Source organism: Paenibacillus praedii (genome assembly GCF_049725345.1).
In the GTDB taxonomy this organism is placed as follows: domain Bacteria; phylum Bacillota; class Bacilli; order Paenibacillales; family Paenibacillaceae; genus Pristimantibacillus.
In genome coordinates, this window is record NZ_JBMWAM010000001.1 from 42,551 (window position 1) to 54,970 (window position 12,420).

The following is a 12,420-nucleotide window of genomic DNA, read 5'->3' on the forward strand; positions in this document are numbered from 1 at the left end:
TAATATCTTTCGCGGGAAAGAAAAACTATATTATGAAGGGCTTTCTTTATGGAATGATTAGACATTCAGACTACGATGAAAGTAATAGGAAGTCATTTCGATTTTGCGAGCTTAAGCGCTGCTTCGATTTGCCGGTTAACCGCTTGAACATCAACATGGTTTACGGGTGTGTCCTGGAGCTTATATTTCTCTTTTAGCCTTAGAATCCGATATACGCTTTTATTCAGCATATCCTCCGTCAAAACGCCTTCATCGACGCTTTTCTTCAAAGCTTTGATCACTGTCATTTGCAGATCATAATCATGTCCAATGAGCAAAATGTCACTTCCTGCTTGAACGGATCTCACGGCCGCTTCACCGATATCAAAATGCTCAGTAATTCCTCCCATAGTCATATCATCGGTTATAATAACGCCCTCGTATTGAAGGGTATTCCGCAACAGGTCAGTCATGATCTTCTTAGATAGGGATGCGGGATACTTTTCATCCAGCTTAGGAATAAGCAAGTGAGCAATCATAATCGCATCTGTATGCTGCTTAATCGCTTCCTTGAAGGGAAGCAATTCGAAATTTTCCAGCTCGCTAATGCTTTTTTTCACAACCGGCAAATCCAGATGAGAATCAATTGATGTATCCCCGTGTCCAGGAAAATGCTTGACGACAGCGGCGACTTGCTTCGATTGAAGTCCCTTCATCGTTTCCATCCCATGTTGAATGACCCTTTGCGGGGTGTCTCCGAACGCACGGTTCCCAATGACAGGGTTTAGGGGATTGCTGTTAATATCGAGCACAGGAGCAAAATTCATGTTAAAGCCTAAAGAATGGAGGGCTTCACCGATGACTGCTCCGATTTGAAAAGAATATTCCGAATTATTCATGCGTCCGATCTGTTCCGCTGTTGGAAGCTTGGCATATTGTTCAGGCAATCGGTTTACTTTTCCGCCCTCTTGATCAACGCTTAACCATAAAGGAGCTTTATTAACACGATTGGCATCCTTTAGCTCATTTAGCAGTGCTGCGATCTGAGAGGAATCAGTCATATTATCCTTATATAAAATAAATCCGCCAATGTGCTTATCTTCAATCAGCATTCGGCTTTCCGAGTTCACGGTTGTTCCTTCCAAACCGACAAGCAGCATTTGCCCAATTTTTTCATCAATAGACATCTCCGCTATGCGATCTTTGATGGGGTCATTGGGCTCGGGTACTTCGATAGGCTGTGGAGATGGTTGCATATTACCTGAAGAAGCATCCTTTCCGCAGCTTATTAATAATGCGCCAAGCATCAAAAAAGTGAGCAGTAATGTCAGTGTTTTCTGCATGAATAATTCCTCCTCAAAGGTTTGTGCAGCAAGCCTGCTTCGATAGTAATTGTTTCACCAATATCGCCAGCAATGGAACACTCTATACAAAGATATCATAGTATTAATTTATTGCACAAAATACATCGTAGCGATCGTAGGCGCAGATATTCGACTAATGTACTGTATAAAGTACAACGTAGATATTCGTGGGCTGAAAATCTGCCTTTATCTTTTACGCAAATCTCTTGGACATTAATTCGCAAAACGGTTGATTTATGTATGCGGGATAGGTTATTTTTTTTATAGGGATGTTCGTACATAGAAAAATACAGAATTGAGGAATCGGATTGAAGTTCAGACCTTGTATCGATTTGCATGATGGGAAAGTGAAACAAATCGTTGGAGAAACGCTTAATACAGAAATTATCGAAAACTTTGTATCCAGTTATGATTCTGCCTATTATGCAGAACGTTTTAAACGGGATGATTTAACGGGTGGACATGTCATCATGCTTGGCGGCGGCAATCAAGAGGCTGCGGTTAATGCGCTGAAGCAATATCCAGGAGGGCTTCAGATCGGCGGTGGCATTACTGCGGATAACGCTGCCTTCTATTTAGAGCAAGGGGCCTCTCATGTTATCGTCACTTCCTATATATTTAAAGATGGGCAGCTTAACGAAGAGAACTTGTCCAGAATCGTATCCGAGGTTGGCAAGGACCAGCTCGTAATTGACCTAAGCTGCAAGCAAAAGGACGGCAAATGGTTTGTCGTTACGAATCAATGGAAGCAGTTCAGCGATTTTGAAGTAAATCAAAGCAACATCGCTTATTTAGAGCAATTCTGTGATGAGTTTCTTGTTCACGCCGTCGACGTGGAAGGCAAGCAGAGCGGGATTCAGCAAAGCCTAGTACGTGCGCTTACCGAATGGGTCACGATTCCTGCGACTTATGCCGGTGGAGCAAGATCCATTGCAGATATGGAGCTGTTCGATGAGCTTTCTAATGGTAAGCTGGATATTACCATTGGCAGCGCACTTGATATATTCGGTGGCAATCTTCCCTATGAGGAAGTCGTATCGTACAGCCGGAAGAAACAAGCCTAGCCTATAACGGAACAAGCTTATTTTCGGTTTGGCTGCAGACTCTCCATGCTGCTTCATAGTGCATTTGAGAGCATCATGCTTTTACTGAAAACCGAGGTGGACAGGATGAATGATCAAGAATTCCAAAATTATCTGCATCAGCAGATCAAATCTTTACATGGAAGCAGCGGTTTAACAAAGATTTATAAAGGGTATTCCAGCGATCAGAAGTTTATCGTAGAGAAGGACGGCGAGAAATATTTGCTCAAAAGCTTTGCTCTCTCGGAGCTAGAAAGCAAGCAAATCGAATTTGACGCTTTGATCCATATGAAGCAGTTAGATGTGATTTGTTCAAGGCCGCTCGAGTTCGGTACAATTGATCAAGCTGGCATTGGATATATGCTGTTAACATATATGGAAGGCGCTGAAGCAACTGATGAGCTGCCGAACTATTCCTCTGCCATTCAGTATACGATTGGTGTTGAAGCGGGCAAAGAGCTTGCCAAAATGCATAAGTGGCAAGCGCCTGCTGAGATGGCATCGTGGTATGACCGCAAGCTGGCCAAGCATAAGCAGTATGTGAAGGCGTATTTGAACGGAGAGGTGCGCATAAAGCACGACGAGAAATTTCTTTCCTTCATTGAACAGAACCTGCCTCTTATGAAGGATCGGCCGAGCGTGTTCCAGCATGACGATTTTCATGTTGGCAATCTAATCGTCCAGGATGAGAAGCTGTCCGGCGTTATTGATTTTAATCGTCTTGATTTTGGAGACCCGGTGCATGATTTTTTGAAGCTGGGTATGTTTAGCTCGGAGGTAAGTATTCCCTTTGCGACTGGCCAGATCAAAGGTTATCATGGCGAGCATGAGCCTGACGAATTATTTTGGAAGCTGTATTCTCTCTATTTGGCAATGACGATTATCTCTTCCATCGTATGGATCTTGAAGGTAAAGTCCGAAGAGCTTCCAATTATGATAGAGAAGCTTGAACGGGTGCTGAACGACCACGATTATTTTAACCAAATCGTTCCGAGGTGGTATGTGAAGGAGCAGCAGCGATGAGACCGGATCATTACGAATTATTGTATCCATTTGTGAAATGGGCTGGCGGGCAAACTCATATCGCAGGTATTGCATTAGCAGGTGCTTGCGCGGATGATGAGAACGAAGAAGATGCCAATCTCAGCTTTATTCTTGTATCATACAAGCGTACGAAGACATTGGACGCTATTTTGCGGCAATTTTCTTTCGATTCGATTGTGGAAGCGACACATGAAGAATTTCATTTATTTACTTCGTTGCGCATTGAATATGCTAACGGAATGGAAGCCGAGTTTGGCCTTGTTGATGAACTATGGCTTCAAGAGCCGTTGGATGAGGGCATGATGTTTGTTTTTTTGAAGGGCTTTAAGGTACTTTGGGAGCGGGAGGAGTTATTTGCGCCTATTCTGCGTTCAATCGAAGCTCAGAAGGACTAGGCGTATACAATATACAGATAATGGTGGAACAAATCGGCAATGGCAATTGGTTAAAATCAACTAACATAGTAAAATAAGTAGGCAGCCTCTTTGCAGGCTGTCTACTTATTTATTAGGGATGTGTACCAATAATACAGAAGGACCGACTTCATCCATAACATAATTGGATACACAAATATATCTATTGCATGAGAAGCAAATAAGCCGCATAATGATTAAAATTACCAATTATCCATTTTAATGAGGAGAACCAACATGACGCAAGCGCTAATAGGAAGCTTCATATCGGCAATGGCTACCGTGCTCGGAGCAGTACCATTGCTTTTTGTCAAAAACTTATCCGAGAAATGGAAGGACATCCTTATCGCATTCACTGCTGGTATTATGGTGTCTGCGTCCACCTTTGGACTGCTGCCGCAAGCGCTTGAGCAATCCGGAATAATCCCGCTTACAATCGGATTGATCATTGGAGTCATTGTGCTCGATTTGTTGGAGAAAAATATACCGCATATCGATATCGAGCAGAAGCGGGGCATAAGCTCCTTCGAATCGAAATCGTTGCTTGTTATCTTCGCGTTATTCATCCATAATATCCCGGAAGGGCTAAGCACAGGGTTCAGTTATGCCAGTGCGAATGACAGTCTTGGTCCAATGGTTGCCATTGCTATTGGCGCGCAAAATATGCCGGAGGGTTTAGTATTAGCAGTTTTCTTATTGCATTCGAAGGTCAGCAAGCTGAAAACGATGCTGATTGTTACACTAACGGGCTTGATGGAGGTCTTGTCTGCGATCGTGGGCTATTTTACAGCAAGCTATATTGAATGGTTAATTGGTTATGGACTTGCTTTTGCCTCAGGCGCTATGCTGTTCATCGTATATAAGGAGCTTGTACCTGAGACGCACGGCCATGGGTATGAACGATCGGCTACCTATTCTTTTATTGTCGGACTGCTGCTTATGATATATATCAGTCATTTCTTTGGTTAGTCACGAATGGAATGGAGGTCCGGAGAAAATTCCTGCTAGTATCCGCCACGGCGAGGGCGCGATGTAACAGCCATTTATTTGCAATAAGAAAAGGCAGTCCTGAGAAGGACTGCCTTTTGCTTTGTCTTAACAGTTTTTACCGTTGTTTTTGCTGGATTTATTCGGGGCTGGCTCCGTATTCTCTGCAAGCTTGTCGCCGAATTGATCTAATCGTGAAGGATTTGATGCTGGGCCATCATTATCTGGCTTATTGTTTCTTCCTGACATAGTCATCACCTCCAACGATTCTAGGTTGAGCTTTGATAGTTATTTTCATACCCCCGATATGCCTTTTTTTCTGTGGAGGACTAATGCTTTATCGTGTTTCCGAAGTATAATTTCTTATGTAGATACCGCTTATAGCAGTGAGAGACCCATGCATTTAAGCACGGGTCTCTTCTGTTTGGATGGTTTACGGATGTTTACAAATAATCGGGAGTAGATTAGACTAACATTTTATATCCAGCCGATATTCATCAAGAAGGCACATCTATTTTAGGAAGGATTAAGAAATGAAGCGCAATCTAACATTTACTTATCAGCATATTTTGACGGGTTTTTTATCCGCTTTGCTTGCCTGTACAGGCGGTGCGGTTTTAATAGTGAGCAGCGCTGAGAAAGCGGGCTTTACTAATCTTGAGCTTGTTTCCTGGTTGTTTGCTGTTTATTTTTTTGGCGGCATTTTAAATCTGCTTCTATCGATTTATTATAAGATCCCATTTGGCGGGGCTCATTCTATAACGGCGGTTGCTTTTCTGAGCACATCGGTTGCACATTTTTCGATAGAAGAGTTAGCTGGAGCAGCCATTATGTCAGGGATTATTATTACTGTTTTTGGTTGTCAGGCTTGGGAGACAGGCTCCTTGCTGTGCTGCCAAAACCGTTAATGGATGCCATGCTTGCAGGACTGATTTTGGGCCATATCGTAAAAATTGTCCCGGCCTTCAAGGATAGTCCCGTTATCGGCATAATGGCTCTGCTTGGATTTTTATTATTTCCGAAGCTATTTAAGGGATGTCCGCCTGTATTAGGCGTTGTATGCATGGGATTGCTTGCACTTTGGATGAGCTACGACTTTCCAAGCATGGAAAGCATCCCATTCAACTGGCCTCAAATGATTACTCCTGTATTCTCATTCAATAGTTTTATTTCGCTCGCTTTACCGCTTGCCCTGCTTGTATTGAGCAATGATCTGTTTATTGCCCTGGCAGCTTTAAGGAAAAATGGATATAATCCATCTGCAGCCAAAACATTAACGATTAACGGTATAGCGACCACACTCGTCGGCTGGTTAGGCGGACATGCGATAAACATTGGCGGAATGATGAGCATGCTTTGCAGCAGCGAGGAGGCAGGACCTAAGGAGAAAAGATACTTGGCAGCCGTCGTATCGGGTGTCCTTGTCGCGTTATTTGGTTTGTTTGCATGGAAGGTAATTGCCTTCATCCAAGTACTGCCGCTTTCATTTATTTTTATCCTTACAGGCTTTTCACTTATGGGTATATTCATACACAGCATGCATTCCGCATTCTCGTTGACGAATTACCGGTATTCCACTGCGTTTGTGTTTGCGATTGCAGTATCGAATATTTCATTTTTGGGCGTCACGGCCCCTGTGTGGTGTTTGGTGATCGGCATGATTACGATGAAGTGGTTTGGCGAGGAGAAAAAAGTCGAAGAAAAATAACGAACAGAAATAACAATATGAACAGTTAATCTTAATAATAAGGAAGGATCATATAACGTCATTTTTGGATAGGAGGTCTGTATGTGAGACTATCGAGGTTGTTTCTCGCTATTGGTATTCCATTGGCAGTAATTTTTGGTATAGGTGGTCTTATAGACAATGAAAATCCTGATTACTACAAGTATTTAGGTTTATTAGGAGTAGTTTTTGTCTTTATTTCAATTGGTATGCAATGGTTTAAAAAAACATCATGAATAGAATGACTAATCTAAACAGAAGCCCACGACCTTTATGGTTTGTGGGCTTCTGTCAGCTTATTTAGTTTTCACATGCTACTCCATCCCTGTCACGATCTAATCACCCTTTAAGCTTATTTGAGCAATTCAGGTGAGAGCTTTATAATGGAGAAGAGTGATCGTTTCGTTAATATTTCATTTTGTTTATGGAGGTTGATCTACATATATGTATCCTACACAAGAGCAATTAGAAAATTATGCGACGCTGGCGGTTAAGATTGGCGTAAATGTGCAGCAAGGGCAGACCGTTGTGGTCATGGCGCCGATATCATCCGCTCCATTAGTCCGCCTTATTGCATCGAAGGCTTATGCCGCCGGAGCGAAAAACGTGTATGTGGAATATAACGACGAGGAGTTGTCACGCATAAAGTTTAAGCAAGCGCCGGAGGAAGCTTTCTCGGAATATCCGATGTGGCGCGCCAAGGCTTGGGAAGAATATGTGGAGATGGGTGCAGCTTTTATTCAAATTTACTCCCCAAACCCCGATTTGCTTAATGATGTCGATCCGAATCGGGTTGCAACAGCCTCTAAGACAGCTTCCACTGCGCTTAGCAGCTATCGCGGTTCACTAATGAAACACACAAATGCGTGGACTCTCATTTCTTATGCGACACCTGAATGGGCAGCTAAAGTATTTCCGGACATGACGACAGAAGAAGCCGTTCAGAAGTTGTGGGAGCGGATTATTGATGCTACCCGCATCGGATTGGAAGATCCGATTCAAGCATGGAAGGACCATAATGCGAAGCTTCTCCATATGGTTGAGCTGCTTAATAAAAAACGCTATAAACAGCTTCAATATGAAGCGCCAGGCACGAGCTTGACCGTTGAGCTTCCGGAAGGTCATATTTGGCTTGGTGGTTCCAAAGCGAACGCCAAGGGGATTTACTTCAACCCGAATATGCCAACCGAAGAGGTATTCACGATGCCTCATAAGGATGGAGTCAACGGAGTCGTTCGCAGCACGAAGCCGTTAAATTATAACGGCCAGGTGATTAGCGGCTTCACCTTGACCTTCAAGGAAGGGAAGGTCATTGATTACTCGGCCGAGCAAGGCTATGAGGCGCTGTCTCATTTGTTGAACACGGACCAAGGGGCTAGACATTTGGGAGAAATCGCTTTAGTGCCTAACGACTCTCCCATCTCGAACTCCAATGTGATTTTTTTAAATACGTTATACGATGAAAATGCCTCATGCCATCTGGCGCTTGGTCAGGCGTATCCGGTTAATCTCAATGGCGGGACCAAAATGTCACCAGAAGAGCTTCTCGCTCATGGAGCGAACAGAAGCCTTACTCATGAAGACTTTATGATCGGATCATCCGATATGAATATTGACGGTGTGACGCAGGATGGCACTCGCGAGCCAATCTTCCGCGACGGTAATTGGGCAATCTAGCTTATTTTCCCTAACTGTTTTTGTGCTTCTGCCATATTGAAAAATAGCTTTCATAAATTGGAGGGTACTTCCATGCATACGGTGGGTTGGATCGGTTTGGGCGCTATGGGCAAACCTATGGCGGGAAATTTACTTCAAGCGGGATATCAAGTTCACGTATATAATCGTTCCAGGGAAAAAGCTGAGACATTGCTGCAGTCAGGTGCACAATGGGCCCAATCACCGCGAGAGGTTAGTGATCGTTCGGATATTATCGTCATCATGGTCTCCGATGCTTCTGCCCTTAAGCAGCTATTAATCATGCCCGATGGCATCCTTGACTCGGATCTGCAAGGCAGGACTGTCATCAATATGAGCACGATCGGTCCAGACGATTCGCGAAAATTTGCGGAAATGGTACGCGCGCGCGGAGGAAGCTTCTTGGACGCGCCCGTTTCGGGCTCAGTCAAACCTGCCCAAGACGGACAGTTGATCATTCTTGTTGGCGGAGAAACCGATGTTTTGGAGCAGTGCCGTCCAATTTTCGATGTACTGGGCAAATCGTCCATCCATTTCGGGGATGTCGGCAACGGCAGTTCCGCCAAGCTCGTTATCAACTCGCTTCTCGCTATGATAATGCAGGGTATTTCGGAAGCGCTTGTGATGGCAGCAGGTTTGGGACTAAACAAGGATCAAGTTGCCCAATTGATTTCCGAGTCCGCTTTAAATTCACCCCTCTTTCAAGCGAAGAAGGAGATGCTGCTGCAGGAAGAGTTTCCGCCTGCATTTGCTTTGAAGCTGATGGCTAAGGATTTGAAGCTTGCGGCGGATGAGGCGATCAGTCATAATGTACCGCTGCCTGTTGTTTCTACCGTACTTAACACTTATCTGGCCGCAAACGCGAACGGTAGAGGAGATCTTGATTTATCCTCCGTGTACCTGCAATTGAAAGAGATGGCCGGTTTAGGAAAGAAAGAGGAGGGCTGAACGAATGGATTATGTAAAACTAGGTCATACAGGCATGGATGTATCCCGCCTTTGTCTCGGCTGCATGAGCTACGGCAATCCGGAGCAGGGTGCGCATCTTTGGACTCTAAACGAAGAACAGAGTCGACCGTTCATCAAAAATGCGCTCGAGCTCGGCATCAACTTCTTCGATACAGCTAACGTTTACTCAGACGGCTCAAGCGAAGAAATTGTCGGCAGGGCGTTAAAGGAGTTCGCTAAGCGAGACGAAGTCGTAATTGCGACTAAGGTGCATGGCCGCATGCGGACAGGTCCTAATGGTGCAGGGCTTTCTCGCAAAGCGATCATGTATGAAATCGATGAAAGCCTCCGTCGTCTCGGTACCGATTATGTTGATCTCTATCAGATTCACCGCTGGGATCCAAACACGCCAATTGAAGAAACGATGGAGGCTCTTCATGACGTGGTAAAAGCGGGCAAAGCGCTTTACATAGGTGCCTCGTCCATGTATGCTTGGCAGTTCCTCAAAGCACTCCAAACTGCAGAACGGAATGGATGGACGCGGTTCGTCACCATGCAGAACTACTTGAATTTGCTGTATCGTGAAGAAGAACGCGAGATGCTGCCGTTATGCCAGGCGGAAAAAATCGGCGTAATCCCTTGGAGTCCGCTTGCCCGTGGACGGCTGACACGCGATTGGGACGAGACCAGCGAACGGTCAAAAACAGACGAATTTGGCAAAACGCTTTATTCAGCTACCGCTGACGCCGATCGTAAAGTGGTCCAGCGGGTGGCAGAAGTCGCAGCGGAGAGGGGGGTTCCACGGGCTCAGGTGGCATTGGCCTGGGTTTTACAGAAACAACCCGTGACAGCGCCAATAATCGGTGCTACCAAGCCGCATCATTTGAATGATGCGGTGGCTGCATTGTCCATTAAGCTAACAACTGAGGAAATCGCAAGACTGGAAGAGCCCTACGTGGCACACCCCGTTCTCGGCGGAATGAATTAACGAAATCACAAAAAAACACCAGCACTTTATTTTTGTAAGCAAGTTAATTATAATAGGCATATCCACAAAATTTGCTTAAGGGGGCTCTCGGAATGTCATTAAAAGGGAAACGCATCGTTGTCGTAGGAGGCACTTCAGGCATTGGATTTTCGACTGCCAATGCATTTCTAAATGAATCAGCACAGGTGATCATCGCCAGCCGCTCCGCAGCCAAGCTTTCGGCTGCAAAGCAAACGCTTGGTGGGAATGTCGAAGCATACGAGTTGGATTTTCGAAGCGAAGAGAAAGCTGCGGAATTTTTCAAACAGGTAGGCAAATTTGACCATTTAGTAATCACGGCGGGCGAAGGCGCGATGGGCGATTTCCTCGAATTGCCGATTGAACAAGCGCAATCCGCATTTGACAGTAAGTTCTGGGGACAGTATAACACTGTTAAAGCAGCGATCCCTTATCTGAATAAAGAAAGCTCCATCACCCTTACTTCGGGCGTATATGGCAAACGGCCACCCAAAGGTGCATCCACGCTGGCTGCGATCAACTCCGCACTAGAGGGTTTGATGCGGGGGTTGACCGTCGATCTTGCCCCGATTCGAGTCAATGTGGTCTCCCCAGGAATCGTAGACACGCCAGTTTATGCAGGCATGCCGGAAGAACATCGTAATGCCATGTTCAGCGCCATCGCGGAGCAATTGCCGGTAGGACGAATCGCACAGCCGGAAGACATTGCCGAATCCTATGTTTATCTTGCTAAGAATGGATTCACTACCGGCACCGTTATTCTGATCGAGGGCGGAGCACTTTTGTCCTAATCGTAACAGCAAGAATTAACCTTATGATTGAGAACTTTAATATGGCCATGAATTTCTATTTAAGTAGAGTTCATGGCCTTTTTTTTGTTGTGGACACACATATCTAAAACAGAAGAGTGGTATATTCCTCCTTGGCTTATTGCAGTTTGTACAAGCTATGGTACATTAGTAATCGATTTAGTATCGATTTGCACAAATGGCAGCGGATGAGAAGCGCGCTGCGTTCAAAGCGGAGAATCCGTAAGGACAAAATAGGACGGGGCCATAGTTCATGACAGTGACCCGGAAGACAGACACTTTTTAAAGAAAGTGCGTGTCTTTCGGGTCTTAATCATTTATATCGGTTCTATCTTGAGTAATGAACCTAAACCGGATGCAACATAATGATTATGGTTAGTATTAAATGGCGTTATGTAACCATTATGGCTTCGAAAAGGCTAGATGCAGCCGGCTATGGTTTAGCGAACAATTAAATCATGTAATAATGTTCCTTAATTTGTTTTTCACGTTTCCCGAATTCAAATGTATCTGAACGAAGTCCGCGTCGCATCGTCTCAAGTGCGAGCACGTCGCTTGGAGGAATATTCCCCAAATGCACGTCAGAACCGAATTTTTGGATAAGCAGCACCTGCTGATGCTTAAGCGGCGTTTCCCACATCAAACGTTTTGACTCCGGGACAAATTTCAAGACGGAATCCAAGACATCTTCTCGGCAATCACCATTTTCATCGAAAATTCCGACGCCAATGCCAGACTCACGCGCTTCTACCGTTACAAGCTCAGCGCCTGCTTCCCAATCCGCCTCGGCTGTTACAGCGAGCAGTGAGGCGTCCACGAGCGATCCAGACAACTTTTTACCAAATTCAGTAACGACTCGAAGACCACGCTTTGTGCCTTCTTGGATTAGCTCTGTTCTTTTTTTGCGAGAAAGCTCAACTGTACCATCAGACACCTCAATACCAGTAAATCCGAAAGAGCTTATCGTATCGAAAAATGCCGGGACCACATCCTGCTGTACGGCCGTCTCCAGCAATGTACCGCCTGGCATGACCATGATGTTGTAACGTTTGGCGAGCATGATTTTGTAGAGCAGCAGCTCAGGTTTGTAGAGAGTGGCAGTTCCGAATCCGAACTTTACACAATCGATATAATCTCCGGCTGTTTCAATTAAATCCATAAATGCGTTCTTGCCAAGGCCTTTATCAATAACCATCGTACGACCGCGTCCTGCGACTGGATCTGAGCTGCCTTTACTGGCTTCATATTGAGCGGCACTACGCTGACCGCTAGGATCATGCAGCTCAGAGGGCCAAACAGCATAAGGGAAACGTTTCATCTGGAATCTCCTCACTTCTTGTAGATCATCTCACGTCTTAGTATGACAA

12 protein-coding genes and 1 pseudogene are annotated in these 12,420 nt (G+C 45.0%); 10 read left to right on the top strand and 3 right to left on the bottom strand.

Features of this window, described 5'->3' with window-relative positions; translation table 11 throughout:
• Positions 1-92: 92 nt before the first annotated feature.
• Positions 93-1,322: a beta-N-acetylhexosaminidase gene (gene nagZ / locus ACO9K6_RS00215; RefSeq protein WP_424765519.1), complete on the bottom strand. Its 1,230-nt coding sequence runs from the start codon at positions 1,320-1,322 to the stop codon at positions 93-95.
• Positions 1,323-1,651: 329 nt separating this feature from the next.
• On the opposite strand from nagZ, the gene hisA reads away from it, so the two are divergent.
• From hisA to ACO9K6_RS00235, 4 genes are all read left to right on the top strand, one after another.
• Entirely contained in the window at positions 1,652-2,407 is a 756-nt protein-coding gene (gene hisA, locus ACO9K6_RS00220; RefSeq protein WP_424765520.1) for a phosphoribosylformimino-5-aminoimidazole carboxamide ribotide isomerase, read from the top strand.
• Between the two features lie 105 nt (positions 2,408-2,512).
• Positions 2,513-3,448: an aminoglycoside phosphotransferase family protein gene (locus tag ACO9K6_RS00225; protein WP_424765521.1), complete on the top strand. Its 936-nt coding sequence runs from the start codon at positions 2,513-2,515 to the stop codon at positions 3,446-3,448.
• Positions 3,445-3,864 (top strand): hypothetical protein, encoded by a 420-nt coding sequence (locus tag ACO9K6_RS00230; protein ID WP_424765522.1) that lies wholly within the window; start codon positions 3,445-3,447, stop codon positions 3,862-3,864. Before ACO9K6_RS00225 ends, ACO9K6_RS00230 begins: the two co-directional genes overlap by 4 nt.
• Positions 3,865-4,119: 255 nt before the next feature.
• Positions 4,120-4,851: a ZIP family metal transporter gene (locus ACO9K6_RS00235; RefSeq protein WP_424765523.1), complete on the top strand. Its 732-nt coding sequence runs from the start codon at positions 4,120-4,122 to the stop codon at positions 4,849-4,851.
• 126 nt (positions 4,852-4,977) lie between these two features.
• Here ACO9K6_RS00235 and ACO9K6_RS00240 read toward each other — a convergent pair whose 3' ends face one another.
• Positions 4,978-5,118 carry a hypothetical protein gene (locus tag ACO9K6_RS00240; protein WP_424765524.1) on the bottom strand — a complete coding sequence of 47 codons (141 nt, stop codon included), beginning with the start codon at positions 5,116-5,118 and terminating at the stop codon, positions 4,978-4,980.
• Positions 5,119-5,402: 284 nt separating this feature from the next.
• Between ACO9K6_RS00240 and ACO9K6_RS00245 the strand changes: the two are divergent.
• The 6 genes and pseudogenes from ACO9K6_RS00245 to ACO9K6_RS00270 all read left to right on the top strand — a co-directional run bounded on the left by ACO9K6_RS00245 (position 5,403) and on the right by ACO9K6_RS00270 (position 11,035).
• A pseudogene (locus tag ACO9K6_RS00245) lies at positions 5,403-6,577 on the top strand (benzoate/H(+) symporter BenE family transporter).
• A gap of 83 nt (positions 6,578-6,660) precedes the next feature.
• Positions 6,661-6,831, top strand: coding sequence for a hypothetical protein (locus ACO9K6_RS00250; RefSeq protein WP_424765525.1), 171 nt, complete (start codon positions 6,661-6,663; stop codon positions 6,829-6,831).
• Positions 6,832-7,039: 208 nt separating this feature from the next.
• A complete protein-coding gene (locus tag ACO9K6_RS00255) occupies positions 7,040-8,272 on the top strand; it encodes an aminopeptidase (protein WP_424765526.1) in 1,233 nt (410 codons plus the stop codon).
• 57 nt (positions 8,273-8,329) lie between these two features.
• Positions 8,330-9,238: an NAD(P)-dependent oxidoreductase gene (locus ACO9K6_RS00260; RefSeq protein ID WP_424765938.1), complete on the top strand. Its 909-nt coding sequence runs from the start codon at positions 8,330-8,332 to the stop codon at positions 9,236-9,238.
• Positions 9,239-9,242: 4 nt separating this feature from the next.
• Positions 9,243-10,226 (top strand): aldo/keto reductase, encoded by a 984-nt coding sequence (locus tag ACO9K6_RS00265; protein WP_424765527.1) that lies wholly within the window; start codon positions 9,243-9,245, stop codon positions 10,224-10,226.
• Positions 10,227-10,318: 92 nt separating this feature from the next.
• Entirely contained in the window at positions 10,319-11,035 is a 717-nt protein-coding gene (locus ACO9K6_RS00270; RefSeq protein WP_424765528.1) for an SDR family oxidoreductase, read from the top strand.
• A 469-nt stretch (positions 11,036-11,504) separates the two neighbouring features.
• On the opposite strand, the gene comA is transcribed toward ACO9K6_RS00270, so the two are convergent.
• Positions 11,505-12,371: a phosphosulfolactate synthase gene (gene comA / locus ACO9K6_RS00275; protein ID WP_424765529.1), complete on the bottom strand. Its 867-nt coding sequence runs from the start codon at positions 12,369-12,371 to the stop codon at positions 11,505-11,507.
• Positions 12,372-12,420: the final 49 nt, after the last annotated feature.

Excerpts from the sequence above, each read along its gene's own strand:
- nagZ (WP_424765519.1), bottom strand. The coding sequence starts at position 1,322 with ATGCAGAAAACACTGACATTACTGCTCACTTTTTTGATGCTTGGCGCA.
- ACO9K6_RS00225 (WP_424765521.1), top strand. The coding sequence starts at position 2,513 with ATGAATGATCAAGAATTCCAAAATTATCTGCATCAGCAGATCAAATCT.
- ACO9K6_RS00230 (WP_424765522.1), top strand. The coding sequence starts at position 3,445 with ATGAGACCGGATCATTACGAATTATTGTATCCATTTGTGAAATGGGCT.
- ACO9K6_RS00235 (WP_424765523.1), top strand. The coding sequence starts at position 4,120 with ATGACGCAAGCGCTAATAGGAAGCTTCATATCGGCAATGGCTACCGTG.
- ACO9K6_RS00240 (WP_424765524.1), bottom strand. The coding sequence starts at position 5,118 with ATGTCAGGAAGAAACAATAAGCCAGATAATGATGGCCCAGCATCAAAT.
- ACO9K6_RS00255 (WP_424765526.1), top strand. The coding sequence starts at position 7,040 with ATGTATCCTACACAAGAGCAATTAGAAAATTATGCGACGCTGGCGGTT.
- ACO9K6_RS00265 (WP_424765527.1), top strand. The coding sequence starts at position 9,243 with ATGGATTATGTAAAACTAGGTCATACAGGCATGGATGTATCCCGCCTT.
- ACO9K6_RS00270 (WP_424765528.1), top strand. The coding sequence starts at position 10,319 with ATGTCATTAAAAGGGAAACGCATCGTTGTCGTAGGAGGCACTTCAGGC.
- comA (WP_424765529.1), bottom strand. The coding sequence starts at position 12,371 with ATGAAACGTTTCCCTTATGCTGTTTGGCCCTCTGAGCTGCATGATCCT.